The 18,278-nt window shown below is 59.8% G+C and carries 16 protein-coding genes; 4 read left to right on the forward strand and 12 right to left on the reverse strand.

What is annotated here, in order from left to right:
• Window positions 1-217: 217 nt before the first annotated feature.
• The 4 genes from BMY68_RS24085 to BMY68_RS24100 form a co-directional block, all read right to left on the reverse strand.
• The gene (locus BMY68_RS24085; protein ID WP_085533948.1) at window positions 218-1,216 is read right to left on the reverse strand and encodes an NADP-dependent oxidoreductase; all 999 of its coding nucleotides are present in this window, start codon (window positions 1,214-1,216) and stop codon (window positions 218-220) included.
• 76 nt (window positions 1,217-1,292) lie between these two features.
• Window positions 1,293-2,162 carry an alpha/beta fold hydrolase gene (locus BMY68_RS24090; RefSeq protein WP_085533947.1) on the reverse strand — a complete coding sequence of 290 codons (870 nt, stop codon included), beginning with the start codon at window positions 2,160-2,162 and terminating at the stop codon, window positions 1,293-1,295.
• Window positions 2,163-2,209: 47 nt separating this feature from the next.
• On the reverse strand, window positions 2,210-2,998 hold the full coding sequence (locus BMY68_RS24095) for an SDR family NAD(P)-dependent oxidoreductase (protein WP_085533945.1): 789 nt from the start codon (window positions 2,996-2,998) through the stop codon (window positions 2,210-2,212).
• 72 nt (window positions 2,999-3,070) lie between these two features.
• A complete protein-coding gene (locus BMY68_RS24100) occupies window positions 3,071-4,171 on the reverse strand; it encodes an alkene reductase (protein ID WP_009044751.1) in 1,101 nt (366 codons plus the stop codon).
• A gap of 147 nt (window positions 4,172-4,318) precedes the next feature.
• Between BMY68_RS24100 and BMY68_RS24105 the strand changes: the two genes are divergently transcribed.
• Window positions 4,319-4,906, forward strand: coding sequence for a TetR/AcrR family transcriptional regulator (locus BMY68_RS24105; RefSeq protein ID WP_085533943.1), 588 nt, complete (start codon window positions 4,319-4,321; stop codon window positions 4,904-4,906).
• A gap of 276 nt (window positions 4,907-5,182) precedes the next feature.
• Here the strand turns inward: BMY68_RS24105 and BMY68_RS24110 are convergent, their stop codons facing one another.
• On the reverse strand, window positions 5,183-5,830 hold the full coding sequence (locus tag BMY68_RS24110; RefSeq protein WP_009044753.1) for a TetR/AcrR family transcriptional regulator: 648 nt from the start codon (window positions 5,828-5,830) through the stop codon (window positions 5,183-5,185).
• Window positions 5,831-5,936: 106 nt separating this feature from the next.
• On the opposite strand from BMY68_RS24110, the gene BMY68_RS24115 reads away from it, so the two are divergent.
• Both BMY68_RS24115 and BMY68_RS30205 read left to right on the forward strand, forming a co-directional pair.
• Window positions 5,937-6,830 carry an NAD(P)/FAD-dependent oxidoreductase gene (locus BMY68_RS24115; RefSeq protein WP_085534406.1) on the forward strand — a complete coding sequence of 298 codons (894 nt, stop codon included), beginning with the start codon at window positions 5,937-5,939 and terminating at the stop codon, window positions 6,828-6,830.
• A 148-nt stretch (window positions 6,831-6,978) separates the two neighbouring features.
• Window positions 6,979-7,227 (forward strand): hypothetical protein, encoded by a 249-nt coding sequence (locus BMY68_RS30205; protein ID WP_239694125.1) that lies wholly within the window; start codon window positions 6,979-6,981, stop codon window positions 7,225-7,227.
• Window positions 7,228-7,387: 160 nt separating this feature from the next.
• On the opposite strand, the gene BMY68_RS24130 is transcribed toward BMY68_RS30205, so the two are convergent.
• Window positions 7,388-8,449, reverse strand: coding sequence for a saccharopine dehydrogenase family protein (locus tag BMY68_RS24130; RefSeq protein ID WP_053261973.1), 1,062 nt, complete (start codon window positions 8,447-8,449; stop codon window positions 7,388-7,390).
• Window positions 8,450-8,503: 54 nt separating this feature from the next.
• Complete coding sequence (locus BMY68_RS24135; protein ID WP_085533941.1) at window positions 8,504-9,964, reverse strand: flavin-containing monooxygenase; 1,461 nt, start codon at window positions 9,962-9,964, stop codon at window positions 8,504-8,506.
• A 61-nt stretch (window positions 9,965-10,025) separates the two neighbouring features.
• On the opposite strand from BMY68_RS24135, the gene BMY68_RS24140 reads away from it, so the two are divergent.
• Complete coding sequence (locus BMY68_RS24140) at window positions 10,026-11,075, forward strand: AraC family transcriptional regulator (protein WP_204840078.1); 1,050 nt, start codon at window positions 10,026-10,028, stop codon at window positions 11,073-11,075.
• Window positions 11,076-11,238: 163 nt separating this feature from the next.
• Here BMY68_RS24140 and BMY68_RS24145 read toward each other — a convergent pair whose 3' ends face one another.
• The 5 genes from BMY68_RS24145 to tssI all read right to left on the reverse strand — a co-directional run bounded on the left by BMY68_RS24145 (window position 11,239) and on the right by tssI (window position 18,207).
• On the reverse strand, window positions 11,239-11,499 hold the full coding sequence (locus tag BMY68_RS24145) for a PAAR domain-containing protein (RefSeq protein ID WP_009044761.1): 261 nt from the start codon (window positions 11,497-11,499) through the stop codon (window positions 11,239-11,241).
• A 72-nt stretch (window positions 11,500-11,571) separates the two neighbouring features.
• The gene (locus BMY68_RS29945) at window positions 11,572-12,600 is read right to left on the reverse strand and encodes a T6SS immunity protein Tli4 family protein (protein ID WP_239694126.1); all 1,029 of its coding nucleotides are present in this window, start codon (window positions 12,598-12,600) and stop codon (window positions 11,572-11,574) included.
• Between the two features lie 245 nt (window positions 12,601-12,845).
• The gene (locus BMY68_RS24155) at window positions 12,846-13,985 is read right to left on the reverse strand and encodes a T6SS immunity protein Tli4 family protein (protein ID WP_092160543.1); all 1,140 of its coding nucleotides are present in this window, start codon (window positions 13,983-13,985) and stop codon (window positions 12,846-12,848) included.
• Window positions 13,982-15,679 (reverse strand): esterase/lipase family protein, encoded by a 1,698-nt coding sequence (locus BMY68_RS24160; protein ID WP_085533939.1) that lies wholly within the window; start codon window positions 15,677-15,679, stop codon window positions 13,982-13,984. The genes BMY68_RS24155 and BMY68_RS24160 overlap by 4 nt, the downstream gene beginning before the upstream one ends.
• A complete protein-coding gene (tssI, locus tag BMY68_RS24165; protein ID WP_085533937.1) occupies window positions 15,676-18,207 on the reverse strand; it encodes a type VI secretion system Vgr family protein in 2,532 nt (843 codons plus the stop codon). Before tssI ends, BMY68_RS24160 begins: the two co-directional genes overlap by 4 nt.
• Between the last annotated feature and the right edge of the window lie 71 nt (window positions 18,208-18,278).

Consider the following 18,278-nt stretch of genomic DNA (forward strand, 5'->3'; position numbering starts at 1 on the left):
GGAGCCGGTGACGCAGCAAGCATCGTTTCAATTGCAATGAAGCATTTCTCGTTACTGCTCCAGTAGCAAACTGCGCCAGATGATCGTCGGCTTTTCTGCAGGCGCGACTTTCGGTGGCAATGGCTCCTGTGTGGGCATGTTGGGCGGCTCTGGTTCAGGCGCGGGAACCTGATACTGGGTGGCGTCTAGGTTATCTACCGACATGTTTTGTAATGCGCTATTTGATTGTGACGGTGACTTTGCCTTTTGACCTGCCCTGCTCGACGTACCGCAACGCCTCTGCAATCGATTCAAAAGGGAAGGAACGATCGATGACCGGTTTGATGACGCCAGCCTCGATAAGCGAGGTGATTTTCTGCAGTTGCATCCCGTCGGCGCGCATAAACAAAAAGGTGTAGTTCACCCCGTGCTTGCGGGCTTTTCTGCGAATACCGCTGCTCAGCAGGCGCATGACTTGCCCCAGCACCCAGGACAAGCCTTGCTCTTGGGCAAATTGCGCGGTCGGCGGCCCCGAAAGGGAAATGAGCTGTCCGCCAGCCTTGAGAACCTTGAGCGAGTTCTCCAGTACATCGGCGCCGAGGCTGTTCAACACCACGTCGAAATCACGTAACTCGTTTGCAAAATCCTGCTGTTTGTAATCGATGACCACATCCGCCCCGAGTGCTTTCACCCATTCGACATTCGCCGTGCTGGTGGTGGTCGCAACGAAGGCGCCGAGGTGTTTGGCGAGCTGGATGGCAAGCGTGCCGACACCGCCGGATCCGGCATGAATCAACACCTTCTGGCCTTTTTTCACCTGGGCGATCTCAACCAGCGCCTGCCAGGCCGTCAAGGCGGCCAAGGGAATGGAAGCCGCTTCGGCCATATCGAGATTCGAGGGTTTCAGCGCGAGCGCGCTTTCGTTCACGGCAATCAGTTCGGCAAAGGTGCCGATCCGGGCCTCGGGAGGACGGGCATAGACTTCGTCTCCTGGCTTGAATCGTTTCACCGCCGACCCCGTGCGAACGACAACTCCGGCCAGGTCGTTGCCCAACACCAATGGAAAGGTATAGGGCAGGATCAGCTTGAACTCTCCCGTTCTGATCTTTGAGTCCAACGGGTTCACGCTCGTTGCATGCACCTGGATCAGAACGTCATGCACACCGACCGCAGGGTCGGGCACTTCGCCAAGCACTCCGTTCTGCTTGCCGTAGCGGTCGATAAAAAATGCCTTCATGTTGCAGATACTCTTGTCGGTGAAGTGAGAATGGGCGCGGCCACGGCAACCTTGATGCGCTTAGAGGCACAGGCCGTCAGGCGTCGAGGAACGCCACGGCCTTGGCCACGAAATCGGTGTGGTACTGGAAAATGCTGCCGTGCCCGGCGTCCTGATAAATGATCAGTTGCGCGTTGGGGATTCGCTGCGCCAGCTCGATCGAGTTCACGGTGGGCACCATGATGTCGTTGTCCCCGTTGGCGATCAGGGTCGGCATCCGCAGGCGGCCGAGATCTTGCGCGGCCTGCCTGCCCCACGCGGTAATGGCTTTGAACTGCCGTAGAAACGCGCGGGGTGTCGGGCCTTTGTCCCGATCTTCCTGGCGCTCTTTCAAACGTTGCACATACTCCGACGCGGCGCGTTGGCCATTGGCCGTGGTGGTAAAGAACAGATAGAACTTGGGGTCTCGCAGCGTCAGCAAACCTTTGATCATCAAGGGCCAGGTCACCGAACCGAGGCTGTCGATGCCTGTGCCACCGGCCGGTCCGCTTCCGGTGAGGATCAATCTGCGCACTCGTTCGGGAGCTTTCAGGGCGATGTCTTGAGCGACGAAGCCGCCGAGTGAAAAACCGAGCACGTCAACCTTGTCAAAACCCAGCGCACGAATCAGGCCGATTGCATCGTCAGCCATTTCACCGACGGTCAATGGCGCGGCGCCACCCGAGCCACCGATACCGCGGTAATCGGTCGCGATGACACGCCGGTTTTTTGCCAGACCGTCGACGATGCGAGGGTCAAAGTTATCCAGCACGGCACCCCAATGGTTAAACATGACCAGCGGGACCTCCGTCTTGGGTCCCAGGTCACGATAGGCGAAAGGTATCCCGCCAATCAGAACCGACTGGTTCACCGCATTGATAAATGACAGCTGCGAACCCGGGTGATTGCGGGTAGCCATGGGGGTCATGTTTATTCCCTCCGATTGCGGGGCGAGGCCGACCTGCTTGACATGGTTCAGACCTGAGTCAAATAGCGTTGCGCCACGGCGGATTGCCTGATCTGCGACAAAAGCCCCTGGCGCGCGGCTTGCAAGGCATCCCAGCGCTCGCCTTCTTGCAACGGAGGAATGGTCACCGGTTCGCGACGGTCGAAACCAACCAGTGCGGCATCGACCAGGTCACCCACCTCCATGATTTCGCTCAAGGTGTTGATGTCGATACCGGCGCGATCCCAAATCTCCGTGCGGGTGGCGGCGGGCAATACGGCTTGCACATAAACACCCTGCGACGAAAGTTCCAGGCTCAGGCCTTGGGAAAGGAATAGCACAAACGCCTTGGTCGCCCCGTAGACCGACATGCCGAACTCCGGCGCCAGCCCCACCACCGAACCGATGTTGATGATCGCGCCTTCACCTGCCTTGGCCAGGCGTGGCGCGATGGCGCTGGCGAGCCGCACCAGCGCGGTGGTGTTGAGGGCCACCAGTTGTGCAACGCTGTCGGTGCTTTGCTCGATGAAGTGGCCGGACTGTGCGGCGCCGGCATTGTTGACGAGGATGCCGATGCGCTCGTCATCCCGCAGGCGTGCTTCGACGATGTGCAGGTCGCTGAGTTGAGTCAGGTCGGCCGGAAGCACTTCAATGGCGACGTTGTGTTCGCCACGCAACGTTGCAGCGAGCGTCTCCAGCCGCGAGTGGTCGCGGGCGACCAACACCAGAGCATGCCCGCGTTGGGCGAAACGCTCGGCGTAAACCGCGCCGATGCCGGTGGAAGCGCCAGTGATGAGAACGGTGGGGCGAGTCGTCATGATGTCAGCTCTTTTTCGGGGACATGAATTGGGATTGATGCACGAGTAAAACCAGGCTCGATCGGCCAGTGCCTAGTTCGCGGCAGCGCTTGATTCGGCAAGCGTCGGGTAGTCGATGTATCCCGCCGCACCGCCGCCGTAGAGCGTGGTGGGGTCGAAGGCGGACAGTGGCGCACCGGTCTTGAGCCGCTCCACCAGATCAGGGTTGCCGATAAATGGACGGCCAAAGGCGATCAGGTCAGCCTTGTCATGCGCAAGGCGTGCCGTGGCCAGGTCCAGGTCATAGCCGTTGTTGGCGATGTAAGTGTTCTTGAAGCGCCGGCGCAAGGCATCGAAATCAAAGGGCGCCACATCGCGTGGCCCACCGGTCGCGCCTTCGACGACGTGCAGATAAACGATGTCCAGAGCATTGAGTTGCTCGACGATGTAATCGAACTGAGCCTGTGGATCACTGCTCGATATGCCATTGGCCGGCGAGACAGGCGAAAGGCGGATGCCCGTGCGATCAGCGCCAATTTCGGCGACCACGGCGGCCGTCACTTCCAGCAGCAGGCGCGCACGGTTGGCGATCGAGCCGCCGTACGCATCCGTACGCAGGTTGGAGCCGTCCTTGATGAACTGGTCCAGCAAATAGCCGTTTGCACCATGGATTTCCACGCCGTCGAAGCCTGCCGCAATGGCGTTTGCCGCCGCTTGGCGGAAATCGTCGACGATGCCCGGCAGTTCGTCAGTCTCCAGCGCTCGCGGCTCGGAAACGTCCTCGAAACGATTGTTGACGAACACCTTGGTCGCAGGACGAAGCGCGGAAGGGGCTACCGGCGCCGCGCCGTGCTGTTGCAGATCCACGTGGGATACGCGGCCCACATGCCACAACTGCAGGAAAATTCTCCCGCCCTTGGCGTGCACGGCATCGGTCACCTTGCGCCATCCCTCTATCTGCGGCTGCGTGTAAATGCCCGGGGTGTCCTGATAGCCCTGCCCCTGCTGCGAGATCTGCGAGGCTTCGGAAATCAGCAAGCCCGCGCTGGCCCTCTGGCTGTAATAGGCAGCCGCGAACTCACTCGGCACAAAGCCTTTGCCTGCGCGATTGCGCGTCAGTGGCGCGAGAACCACGCGGTTCGCCAGCGTCAGCGCGCCAAGCGTGTAAGGGGTAAACAGATTCAGGTCGCTCATGGGTGTTTGTTCCGTGCCCGTGGGGAAATGGTCAGGTCGCTTTCGATTAGGATGATGATCGAAATCTAAACTGTCAACGATTTTGATTATGGTCAACATCTATGTATCATCAGCCGATGAATTTCCAGCGGTAGAGAGGTATTTCCCATGCGAGTGTCCAAGGCTCAGGCCCAGCTAAATCGGGAGCACATCGTCGAAACGGCCTCAGTCATGTTTCGCGAGCGCGGTTTTGACGGTGTCGGCGTGGCCGACTTGATGGCCGCCGCCGGTTTCACCCATGGCGGTTTCTACAAACACTTCGGTTCGAAGGCGGACCTGATGGCCGAAGCCTCGGCTAACAGCCTTGCGCAGTCACTTGCCAGCGCCGAAGAATTGAGCGTGAAGGATTTCATCGATGTGTATGTGTCCAGGGATCATCGCGATGGGCGCGCCACGGGTTGCACCATGGCGGCGTTGTGCGGTGACGCGGCGCGTCAGTCGGACGATTTGAAGTCGGCATTCGCTGAAGGCATCGAGCGCACATTGCAAACGCTCGGCGAAAAATACCCGACCGGACCGGATGCGGCGCCGGGTGAAGCGAGGGTGAAAATGATCGACCTGCTGGCGCGCGCGGTCGGGGCGGTCATCTTGTCGCGCGCCTGTCCTGACGACTCGGCGCTGGCCGATGAAATTCTGGCGGTGTGTCACGCACAAATGACCGAATCATTACCTAGCCAATCGCAGATTCAGTCGTAGAGGAGATAGATGGATGTCGCACAACGCGTGCTGACTCGCTTTCATTTCGTCGTTGGCCGACACGAACGAATGCCCGCTTCTGGCCGAAAGCATCCTTCCAGCCAATAAAACGCCACTCATCACCTGCGATAAACGGCGTTTTTTCCTGGTTCACGTAAAAGAGCTTCAAATCAAAACCAACTCACCGCCCTGTTCACCATATTGGCGCACGCCAGCCCAATATGACGAAGCGCCTGGACGACCGCCCAGGCCAAGCTGCCCGGAGCAATCAAATGCTTATCCGCCCGCGTGGTCGTTGCCACCGTGCGCGGCGATGAACATGGCGACGGCCGACCGGCAATAGGATTCGATTTCGTTATCGTCCTCGGCTCTCGCCTCATCGAAGCGCGCGATAATCAGAAGATCGGACCCTTTGAAAAGCGCGGCAAACAAGCGAGCTGATCGTAGAGGATCGGGCACGTTCAGAACCGCCTTCGCGTGCAACTGACGCAACAGGGCCTCGATTTGGGCGATGACATAGGCGGGGCCGGCTTCATATTGGCGCTTGCTTAACGACTTTTGATTGGTCTTGTCGGCCATGATCATGGCTTCGACACTGCGGACGTCCGGGCTCAACAGCGTGCGAAGCAGGGTTGATCCCACCGCCATGAGCTGATCTTCGGCCGAACCGTCGACGCCTTCAAAAAGGGCCTGAGGTGCAAACTGCTGGCAGTGGGCCGCGATGGCCGCGCTGAACAGCGCCTCCTTGTTCTCGAAGTGCCGATAGATGCTTAGCTTGGATATCTTCGCCCGCTTGGCGACCTTATCCATGGTCGTCGCTTGAAAACCCAATTCCACAAAAAGTTCGCACGCGGCGTCGGCTATCGTTTGGCCAAGCGCCTCGTTGGCGGGCCGGCCGCGCCGGCTCTGGCTGTTTTCGCTCATAAAAATTCCAGTACTTGACAGTATTCTAATTCTTGAATTAGGGTACTCCGAAGTATCTTAAGTGTGCAAGCCGATTCCCTTCATCCACAGCGCGGAGCCCATCACCATGAATGACGTCATCATCATCGGCGGCAGTTTTGCCGGTCTTGCCGCCGCCTTGCAGCTCGGCCGTGCCCGCCGCAAGGTCACCGTTCTCGACACCGGCCTGCCGCGCAATCGCTTCGCCGACCACTCGCATGGCCTGCTCGGCCACGACCACAAGCCACCGCTGGAGATCCTGGCCGAGGCGCGGCAGCAGCTGGCGCGCTATCCCACGGTCAGGCTGATCACTGCGCGGGCCGAGAGCATCTCCGGCGTCATCGACGATTTCTCCGTCCTCACTGGCGATGGCGAAAGCCTCAGGGCGCGCCGCCTGATCCTGAGCTATGGCGTCGCCGACCAGATGCCTGAAGTTCCCGGCTTTGCCGAAGGCTGGGGCTCCTCCATCGTGCCCTGCCCCTATTGCGACGGCTTTGAAGTTGCCGGCCGGCATTGGGGCCTCGTCTGGTCCGGCCCGCCGTCGCACAACTACGTCAGGCTGTACCACGATTGGACCGACACATTGACGGTCTTCGCCAATGGTCACGACATTCCACCCGACATCCGGGCCGATCTGGCGCGCCGCGGCATCTCTGTCGTCGATGGCCGGATCACCGAAATCGACCATGACGAGAGCCATAACGCCACCGTCAGGCTCGACGCCGGCCCCTCTGTCGCGGTCGACATCCTGTTCGCCCATCCGCGCAACAAGCCGTCCGCACGCCTGCATGAATCGCTGGGCCTCGACACGGTCGATACACCCCTGGGCATCGCCCTCAAGGTCGACGAGCGCCGCGAAACCAGCATGCCTGGCATCTACGCCGCCGGCGACCTGGCAACCCCCCTCATGGCATCGGTCACCACGGCATCATGGCAAGGCGCGATGGCGGGTATCTTCGCCCAGCAGTCGATGCTGGTTTGAGAGCACAGATTCCCTTCTCCGGTTGCGTCGTCGCCTTCGAAGAGGTTGGCGTAGATAGGCGCGGTGAAGCACGGATCGTCGAGTTTGACGCAATGGTAGGAGCGGTTGTCTTTCGCTAGTTAAGAACGAATCAAAACGAGGAGATGTCATGGCAGAGCAAAATGCCTATCAGGTCGCCGACTGGAATGGCCAAAGCGGAGAGTACTGGGTCGCCAACCAGGCCCGGCTCGACGCCATGTTTGCGGTGTTCGGCCAGGCCGCGATAGAAACCGCCGCGCCCGCGACGGGTGAGCGCATGCTGGACGCGGCGATCGACGACGCGGTGAAGATGGCGTTCGGTTGCTTGAAACGCTCGATGACTGCCGCACGGTTGCCCGCGCGAAGTGTGATCGTTTAGTAACGCTCAACCAATGCGGGTGCCAGGCCCAGTAATCTTCTCTGGGGGCGTTGCCTGCATCGATGCGGTAAGCAGCAGGAAGGAAAGCCTGGATACGCTTCCAGGCGGCTTGTTCTGTATAGCTCATCGGAACCTCTACGATCGCGTTGGCGCTATGCACTCAATCCGAGAAATGGGTGCGCACTTCAACGCCAGGACGGCTGGCAATCATCTCGTGCCCCATCAGGATTGAGGGTGTGAAATACCCCGCCTGGCTGGTCGCGTTCAGGCAATGTTGGGTCAGGGTCAATGCCGTATCTACGGTGAGTGCATAGACATTGGGTGCCGAGATGGTCGCTGACACGCGCTTGCCCGAAGCGCTGACGGCCTCGCCCCAGAACTCGCTGCGCTGGTTCTCCCGGGCCTCGGCGTCCGGCCCGCCACCGAACAGGCGCACGGCCAGGCGGTCGAGCCACTTTTGCGCCCATGCGGTGGCCATCAGGCCGCGGAACGGACTGCTGATACGCATCAGCAGTCCCAGCGCCAGCGGCAAGGCGGTGTACACCATCCCGTTCGGTACGCCAGTAGAAATACCGGAGGTGTAGACATCTCCCCAGGGAATGGTCACCGACCAACGGGCGCCTCCGGGAAAGCGAATGCGGCGCAAGCAGTGACCGTTGCCTACCGCTTGCAAGGCATGATCGCGGCGGATCAGCCCGCCTTCCTTGGCGCTCTCGACTATGGTTCGCGCCGTACCTACGCTGGGGCGCGTGCCGAAGGAGAAGGCCAGGTCGATGGTCTGCGCATCGGGCAACTGGTGCTTGAGCATGGCAGCCAGACAATCCGTCGGCACGATATCGAACCCAGCTCCCGGGCACAGGATGATGCCTGCTTTTTCCGCCTCGGCGTCCTTCGCATAACACATCTGGAACACCGGGATTTCGCCGCTGATGTCGATGTAGTGCGCGCGCGCATTCAGGCAGGCCTCGACCCAGGCCTGCGCCGTCGACGAAAACGGCCCGGCGCAATTCAGGACTGCGGACATGCCCGCTACGTTGGCCTGCGCCAGGGCGACATCAAAGGCGCGGTATTCCAGCCCCAGCTCCTTGGCCAGCGGCAATAGCTTCCAGGCCGAGCGCCCGGCAAGAACAGGCCGCATACCGCGACGCACCGCTTCACGAGCCATCAACTCGCCGGTGTAGCCATAGGCGCCGTAGATCATCCATTGCTGTGTTGAACTCATTTGCTACTCCTGAAGATGCGGATGGAAAGGGCCAGCTGTGCAGGGCTTCCGCGCTCATACTTCCCGCGACCATTCGAGGCCGGAGTCATCCACGGGACGCCGGTACATGACTTGATCGAGCTCGAAATGGTTCAGGACCCGCCAGGGGCCACTGCGCCCCTGCCGAGGCAAGAATGCACCGCCGCGCTGCACGTAGCCCGCCTGCAGAGAGCCGAACACGCTTTCGGCCTGGATCTCTCCCGTGGGGGCTCGCGGCGTGACGATGGACAGCTTGCGCCTGCTCATTTCATTCAGAACACGGCAGGCGAACTCGGCCGCCATGTCGATCTTCAGCGTCCAGGCGATGTTGGTGTAGCCAAACAGATAGGCGAAGTTCGGGATGTCCTGCACCAGCACCCCTTTGTAGGTCATGCGTTGGTTGACCGCCTGCTCTATGCCATCGATGGACAGCTTCATCCCACCCAGTGCCTGCAGGCGCAAGCCGGTCGCGGTGACGACGATGTCGGCCTCCAGTTCGCGCCCCGACTTCAGCAGTATTCCTGACTCGGTGAAGCATTCGATATGATCGGTCACTACCGAGGCTTTGCCTTCGCGTAACACCCTGAACAGGTCGCCATTGGGCACGGCGCACAGCCGCTCATCCCAGGGCATGTAGCGTGGCGTGAAGTGCTCCATGTCGAAGTCCGGACCCAGTTGCTTGCGCACCAAGGCCAACAACAGCCAGCGAGTTAGCCTTGGGAAGCGGCGGGAGAACTTGTAGCCAGTTCGCTGCAGCAGGATGTTGCGCTTGCGAGACAGTTGGTAAACCCAACTATCGGGCAGATAGCGCCGCAAGACTGTGGCCAGCTTGTCGACCTCCGGCATCGAATACACGTAGCTGGGCGAACGTTGCAGCATGGTGATGTGCGCGGTGTCATTGGCCATCGCGGGGAGCAGGGTAACCGCCGTAGCGCCACTACCGATCACCACGACACGCTTGCCTCGGTAGTCCAGGCTCTCAGGCCAGTGTTGCGGGTGAATGCACTGGCCCTTGTAGGATTCGATACCCGGGAAATTGGGCAGATAGCCCTGGTCATGGTCGTAGTAGCCGGTGGCCGAAACAAGGAAATTGCAGGTCAGGATACGCGCCTCACCACTGCGTTCCTGCAAGGCTTCAACTACCCAGCAACCTTTGGCAGTGGACCAGTCGGCAGAGAGAATGCGCATGCCGAACTGGATGTGCTTGTCCACGCCTGCCGCTTTGGCCGTCTCATTCACGTAGTCCCGGATCGACGGGCCATCAGGCAGAACTCGGCGCCCCGTCCAGGGCCGGAAGCGGAAGCCTAAACTCATCATGTCCGAGTCAGAGCGGATGCCGGGATAACGGAATAGATCCCAGGTACCTCCGATGGCGTTGCGCCGTTCGAGGATGGAAAAGCATTTGCCGGGGCACTCACGGATCAGCTGGCAGGCCATGCTGATACCAGAAATGCCGGCGCCGATTATCAGAACATCGAAATGCTGAGCGTTTGCCATCGAACTCTCCCGGAAGTACTGCTTGTCCGGGAGGACTATCTACTCTAAATCAACACGCTTCTTGACGTTACGGGACATTGTTTTTACCTTACAGGCCATGACGACCATGGTTCGCGCGAGTGGGATTTCAGGCTATATCGCGGTGATGCGAGGGCTCGGCATTGATCCCGCGCCTCTGCTGCTGCAGCACCATATCGATCCCGCAATCCTGCAGGACGACGACGCGCTGCTGTCCCTCAGGGCCGTGACACACCTGCTGGAAGCCAGCAATGAAGCATCTGGCTGCCCGGATCTGGGGCTGCGAATTGCCCAGGAGCAGCATATTGGCACCCTTGGGCCCTTGGGGGTTGTGATCCAGAATGCCGAGACGGTCTATGACGCACTGCAACTCACCTCCCGCTACCTCTTCACCCACAGTCCAGGGTTGGCAGTGACCAGCAATCCTGTCAGCCCACTGGTCGAGGGTGCTTTCGAGCTTGCCGTGGAAATCCAGCTGTCAGGTCGCCCCAGCCAGCGCCAGAACATCGATCTGTGCCTGGGAACCAGTCACCGCATTGCCCAGTTCGTCATGGGGTCGCAGTACAGGCTCAAGCTCGTCACCCTGCCGCACGCGCCGAGTGCCCCGCTGAGCAGCTATCGTCGGTTCTTCAATGCGCCGGTCATCGCCGAGCAGGAGCGGGCTGCGCTGCATCTGGATGCGGCGGTACTGCACGGCAAGATCCAGGGAAGCAACCCGGCACTGCGGCAGATCACCGAAGACTATTTGTCCCGCCACTTTCGCATGCCCGGGGACATCGTCAGCGTCCGTGTCCGCCAAGCCCTCAAGCGGATGCTTGGCACTACTTACACCAGCAAGTCCGATATCGCAGCGATGCTGGCGCTTCATCCACGCACCCTACACCGCCGACTGCAAGCCGAGGGCACGCACTTCGAGGCCATCAAGGAGAGTGTCCGGCAGGAGCTGGCGCTGCAGTACCTGCGAGAAACCAGGGTGCCCTTGAGCCAGATTGCCGACATTCTCGGGTATCCAGAACAGTCGGCGTTTACCCGCTCCTGCAAACGCTGGTTCGGACAAACACCGTCGTCATTTCGCCGGGAGCCTACTTGTTGATGGGTAGGGTTCAGAACGGCCGCTTCTGGCCGTTCTCTGCTGGTCATGGTTAAAGCGCGCGTTGATCACATTCGAAGAAATCGCCGGCCAGGGAGAATGCAGAGTGGTCGGGTCGAGTGCAAACGGGTGGGCAAGTCCGTGTAATTACCCACCCTCTACCTGACTAACTACCGGCGTCGCCTTTGGGCCCACTGGCGATCAGGCTGGCGCCACAGGCGGTTTTCATTCCATGGAGCGCCACGGGAACACCGCCGACATCCAGCAAGGCACTGCCCTCGGCAATAGGAAACACACCTTTGCATAGAGGGCAGGTGACCTTGTGCCCGACCCCAGCCATGGGTTTGCCGTTCAGGTCGGTCTGGTTGAACGCTTCAATCACGACTCCACCGTGACTGGTGGAATCGCCGAGTCGGATGATGTCCATGTCTGCTCCTTTTCCGTTGTACTCACAAACACTCCTCCCTCCTGGGCCTTGCGCCCTCCGAAGGACAAATATTCAGGAACCTGCTGTATTACCGTCACGCGAAGACACCGGGCGCAGGCGGACGGAGCCGATGATGGTGTCCCAGAACGCCAGCGCTTCTTTGTCTGATTTGAATGGCGGCGCTGGCAGCTTGCCGTTGCTGTCGGGGCTACGTTCAAGCACGCCGAGCGCGGCGGAGATATTGGGTTCGGTGATCGAGCCATCCTTGCCCTGGGCTTCCCAGGCAAAGGTATAGATACGCTGCCCCTTGTCAGTACTGGCCAACAGGTATTCGTCGGCCGGAACCGGTCCACCAAGCGCCCTTTTGCGCAGGGTCTCGATCCCCAGCACCATCCTGGCGGCACCTGCGAGGAAACCACTCACCCGATCCAGCAGGCGGTTCTCTTCTGCTCCGGTGCTGGAGGTGAACTCGAAATAAACCCCAGGATGATCCGGGAAAGTCACGCCGATATCGAAACGTTCGCTCTGAAAGTTACTGCCTGCGATGTAGGCACGATCAATACAAAACCCCGGCTCGGTGGGAATTTCACTGGGTTCGCGAGAGCGAAGATCGCGTACCAGGTTCTTCGCGACCTCAATGCCACGAGGCTCGCGATCTGGCTCCATCTCAATCCTCCAGTAATAAGGCTGCCACACAGGTTCTGAAACAGCATAGGCGTACAGGTAATACGACTCGATGCTGGCATCGGAAGCCCAAGACAGTATCCCGGTTGAGCCTTTGCCCAGATCATACCGGCGCACAAACATGCTTCCCTTCGTATCATGCTGCTGCCGTTTAAGCTCCTGCTCATGCTGATCGATCCTGGACGTGAATGCAGCGAGATCGTCCTTTAGTGGCTCAATAACCTGCCCACGCAAGTAATACCCCGCTCTGACTTCCGCTTGGGGCGGCAAATCGATCAGGAATCTGCCAAAGCAATGGGTGATCCATCCGCTCTTGTCCATGACTGGGTCCCGAGAAGAAGAAAATAATGTGCAACTGGTTATCCCGGTCAGGGCAACGATGCCAAGAACAGTGAGGAACTGATGGGCACGCATCATGAATCTTCTAACTGCTGGAGGACTTCGACAATCGATGGCAACTCTCGGTGAAACCGGCCGTTATCCCTGCGGTCCTCATCATCTCGAATGATGTTCACATCTAGTCCTTTTCCGCTGTACCACCCGACACTTCTGCCTCGGCAGGCTTTATGCCCGCCGAAGGAAAAGTGTCGGCTGTGAAGAGTGATGATCCAGAGAGAGAGAAGTACCCTCTGCCCCAACGCGTACTGATGCCGACAAAGCTCCTACAACTCATCCATCCAGTTGTTGTTCGGCTTCAGGTCGGCCAGGAATCTCTCGATGGCGTAATCGTCGTCCACGGCCTTCGTATTCCCCGCCGGGGCAGTTGGAGCGGGGCTGCCTGCGTTACTGCCACGCGGCGCAGAAGACACCGGGCGCAAGCGGATAGAGCCAATAATGGTGTCCCACAATTCCAGCGCTTCTTTGTCTGACTTGAATGGGGGCGCAGGCAGCTTGCCGCTGCTGTCAGGGCTACGTTCGAGTACGCCAAGCGCGGCTGAAATGTTTGGCTCGGTAATCGAGTCATCCTTGCCTTGAGCTTCCCAGGCGAACGTATAGATGCGTTGCCCCTTGTCGGTGCCAGCCAACAGGTACTCGTCAGCGGGAACCGGACCGCCCCGTTCCCTTTTACGCAGGGTCTCGATCCCCAGTACCATCCTGGCGGCACCTGCGAGGAAACCACCCACCCGATCCAGCAGGCGATTCTCTTCTGCTCCGGTGCTGGAACTGAATTCGAAATGAGCGCCTGGATGATTCGGGAAGGTCACTCCAATATCGAAACGCTCACTCTGAAAACTGTTGCCTGCGATATAGGCACGATCAATGCAGAATCCGGGCTCGGAAGGAACTTCATTAGGTTCACGGGAGCGAAGACTACGGGCTAGAAGGGTAGAAAGCTCTATGGCGCGAGGCTCTCTATCTGCCGACACCTTTCCTTTCCATCTATAAGCACGCCATGTTGGGTGAGAAACAACGTAGGTATCTAGAAGATATACCTTAGAAGCGACTTCCGAAGACCAAGATAACAACCCAGATGCACCTGCCCCGAAATCCAAACGGCGGAGAAACATGCTGCCCTTCGAATCATGTTGTTGGCTTTTTAATTCCTGCTCACGTTGATTGATTTTGGTGGCAAAGCCCGCAGGCGTCTCGTCGAGAGCCTCGATATTGTCACCCCACAGGTAGTACCCCGCTCTAATTTCCGCCTGGGGCGGCAAATCAATCAGGAATCTGCCAAAGCAATGGGTGATCCATCCGGTCTTGTCCATGGAAGGGTTCCGAGAAGAGGAGAATGATGTGCAACTGGTGATACTGGTCAAGGCGACCATGCCAAGAACAGTGAAGAGCTGACGCCGGCGCATCATGAACCTCCTGCCCAGTCAGCATGCTGGGCAATTTTGATAACGCCATAGAGGGTGGCCCATTGGGCACGCTTGTCGTTGTAGCTGTGTTGATGTTCGTAGCCTTTGTCGGTGTTGTACTGCCCGACGCCCTTGCCGCCCTGGCGGAAGCTGGCCTTGATGCCGGCTTTGCCAGGGGCCAGTCCGGAGTCGGTCGGTACGGTCCCGTCCCCACCGCTGCCGGATGATTCCTGCGTCACGGCAAACCGCAACGGACCTTCGACCACAGCAGGCAGGCCACGGCGGAACCAGCCGTTGTAACTGCCATTCTCATCATCCTTGACGGTAGAACCGGATGACTCCAGGGAAGTTGAATCGCCTTGCCAGATCATGTCCCGCCAACTGTGCCTGTCAGAGGAGTCGTCGGCGCCATAATGAGCGTAGGTTTCGGGGTAATACCCAGCCGCTGCAAGTTCACGATGAAATTTGGCTACCTCATCCATTCGATCATCGAAATCTGCTCGTGGACCTAGCTTGCCCTTGGCTGCTCTGCCCGACATATCCAAATACTTGACGTTCTGCTCCGGCACCAACCCATACCAGGCTGAACTCTTATAGATCTCCTCATAAGGATCACCGTGCTGAGGATAAGCACGGGGCTTCCCATCAATATCCTTCATGACCTGCCCCTGTGCATCGCACAGGAACAACCAAGGGCGCCCTTCCCGGTACTCCGCGGAGGGGGTCAGTTCCAACGCGCCGGGCGAGTTGGCCACTACCGCCGTGACTTCACCGGCGTTGGCGCCGAGGACAACCTGGGGCACCCCTTCGTAGCCACAGCGCACATGGTGATAGATGGCCGATGAGCCAAGCGCGGGCAGCACACCATGGACCACGCCCAGCACCCGCTTGTAGCCATGCAGTTGAGTCAGCGATCGGGCCACCAGGCCACCCATCGAGTGAGTGACCACAATGACCTTGGTCCGCGCCAGTTGCTCAGGGTCGACCCCGCCCTTCTCGCGATAGAAAGGCAATACCGTGTTCTCGATATAGTCGCGCACGTCCTGGCCGGATTGACGGTTGGATTGCAGCCAGTTGTAGCCTGCGCACCAGACATCGAACTGATACTTGCCCGCCGCGCTCAGCTCGTCGCTGCTAAGGGGAGCGGCACTGCCCAGCTCTTCGCCATAGTCGGCAGGCGAGCGCAGGCTTTCAGCTTTCCACCATCCCTGAAGCTCGCGTTGTTTGACGATATGGTCCAGCCGGTTTTCCAGCAGCGCCATGATCGGGTTGTAGGAGGTGCGCATGACCTTGCCCCAACCGCGCATCCGCGCGGCCTCCTCGCTCAGCCCCGATTCGCCGGGGTCGACCGTTCCACGATCATCGACCTCGACATCATCGGCCTTGAGCAACTCCTGTCGTCTTTTCGGACCCCGGAACCCCCAGACAAACAATGCTCCCAGGGCCCCCGCGATATCGCCAAAGCTGAACGACGCGTTGGGCGGACTCCAGACACTGTTCAAGGTCTTCTTGTTGCGCAGGTTGGTCCCCATGATGCCGGGAATGAAAATCACCGGAATGGTGACCTGCTGCTTCACCAGTAACACCTTGTCGCGCTGATCCTCAGTGCGGGTGAGCTGACTGGTGTAGACGGGACGGCCCAGGTTGTCGCGCGCACGCGGCACTATCACTTCCTGGGTATTCGCTTCGCTGCTCATGTGGTGGACTCCCTGTCACCCTTGATACTGGCTCCCTTGGCCAAAACACGTATTTGAACCCGATCCATGGCCAGGTCCTGTTGCCTCGGCAAGCGCCCCTGGGCATCGGTGGTGAGTTTGAGGGGCGCCCCATCGCCACGCAGCAGTTCCACCGCCGTATTGGCCAGGGGCTCCAAGGTGTTTTCGTCACGCAGGACAAAGGCGTCATCAAATGGCGTGGAGTCCCAGGTGTTGAAGGTGGTCGAGGCGTGTGCCGGTCCGACGTGACTGTGCTTGGCCGCCTTGACAATGAAGTTGCCCGGCATCCCCAGCTCGATGTTGCCGCCCTTGAGGGTGAGGTAGGCACCACCACACATCAGGGTGATGTGCTCCTTCGCGGCAATCAGCACGTGCTGATTGCTCGCACTGACCTCTACGCTCTGGTCCGCCTCCAGGCGGATGGTGTTCTTCTGGGCCTGCAGCAACATTGGCCCCTGGTGAGCGATATGACGCATCTCCCCGCCCTGGGCGAACAGCCCGAGATCGGTGCCGGCGTTGACCACGAACTTCTGGCCTGACGTCAGTTGCTGGTTCTGCTGGGCCACGCTGTCGATATGCTCCCCGGCCGCCAGCGTGACGCTGTTGGGAGAGGCGGCAGCGATACCCGCCTGGCCGCTCAGGGCGATGGCCGGTGTGCCACCGTTGGTTTTGCCCGACTCATCGTTGGCGCCATGCCCCAGATCGCGAACCGCTTCACTGAGGGCTTTCTGAGGATCGGTGTCGTGGTCGATGCCCTGGTGATCGGCGGCATAGTCTCCCAAGCCCTTGGCCAGTTGCAGCGCGGCCTCCAGCACTTGAACGACGGTGCCACGATCAAGGTGGCCACCGCCGGCATTCAACTGTTCTTCGGTGCTGAGCAACAGCCCCTTGGCTGCGCGCAACGCACCATGCTCGTCGGTGCGCAGTTCGAAACCCTCACCCCGTGGCGCACCACCGTCGGGGCGCGGGTGGGTCAGGTACCCCAGGTGCAGCGCGGTGCTGCCGTGATCGCTCATCAGGGCCGCGCTGATTTGCTTGGTGGTGTCATCGATGCGCAGTTCGTTGGCACGGCTGCCTTTGTATTCCTTGCTCTTGATGGTGCTGAGGATCTTGTGATTCGGCAGTGGGTACGGCGGCATGTTGCTCGCACGGTAGGTGCGGCCGGTGATGATCGGCTGGTCGCAGTCGCCATCGAGATAATCGACTATGACTTCCTGGCCGATACGCGGGATCGCCATATGGCCCCAGTCGGCGCCGGCCCAGTTCTGCGAGACCCGGACCCAGCAGGAACTGAATTCGTTGCTCCGGCCTTCCCGGTCCCATGGGAACTGGACCTTGACCCGGCCAAATTCGTCGGTGTGGATCTCCTCGCCTTCCGGCCCCACCACGCTGGCGATCTGCGGCCCGTCGATACGGGGCTTGGGCAGGGGCGCCGGGCGCCATTCCATTTCTTCGGGAATGATCTCGGCGGTGAAGTCGTAGCTCACGCCCATTTCGGCGTCGGCGGACTCTTCCTGCTGGCTGGCGTGCTGCACGCCTCGGTGGGTAATGCGAACCGAACGCCACCAGCGGTTGAAGTCTTGCCGGGGGTGACCCGTCAACTGGAAGGAAAGACCCGGGATCAAACGCGGATCGTCACCTTCGACCAGGGCGACCTGGGCGTCCCGACGGTGGCCACGCAGGCGGTTTTCAGTGAAGGGTTTGCCGGCCGCGCTGGCCTTGTAGCGCCCGGGATAATCGTAGCGTTCATAGTGCCGGGCCTGGTGCTGCAACTCTTCGCCGACAAGACGCTGTTGCTGATCGAAAGCCGGACGCTTGAAGGTGTAGTCACGCTGGGTCTGTTCGGCCGTGCGGACGTTTTCCGTGTAGCTGAACGCATACAGCACCGGTCGCGTGGCATCCGCAGCCGGCTGTGCGCTGTACAGCACCGGATCACCCTGGATGCGTTCCTGAACGTAGAGTTTGTCGCTCTGGATCAGCGTGTGGGAGGTCGCGTCGGATTTGAAGTAGTAGAACAGGCCTTCTTCGGTGGAAAGCCTGTCGAACCAATAAAGGTCGGTGTCCCCGGCCTGGACGCAATATTCGCGAGGCAGGTGCTCGGTATGAGTGCTCTGCTGATAATCCAGAATGCCGTGCTCGGCCAATACCGACTTGAGTATTTCGGGCACGTTTTTCTGCTGGAAGATACGCCAGTCGGAACTCAGGACCAGTCGGGCCAGCTGTGGCTCGACCACGACACGGTAACGTGTGCGGCGGAACCCGGTTTTGCCCTGGGTGAAGCGGGAGACCATGCCATGCACATGACGGACAGCCGTGGTGCCTTGCCAGATGGTCAGCAACGCCGGCTGATCGAGGACCTGGGCAAAATCGAGGGCGGGGTTGTCGCTGGCCAGTTCGAGCGTCAGCCGATAAGGCTCGCAAATGGCTTCTTCCAGGGTGAACTCTACGACCTCGAACTCCATCCGGCCGGACAGCACGGAGAAGGTGAATCTCAAATCCCTTTGACGCATATGACTCATCCTTGGTCAACGTATTGAGGCGCCCGGTGTATGAACTTGGCGTCCAATACCAAGCGTCAACC

Origin of the sequence: Pseudomonas sp. NFACC41-3 (assembly GCF_900109505.1) — a bacterium.
In the GTDB taxonomy this organism is placed as follows: Bacteria; Pseudomonadota; Gammaproteobacteria; order Pseudomonadales; family Pseudomonadaceae; genus Aquipseudomonas; species Aquipseudomonas chlororaphis.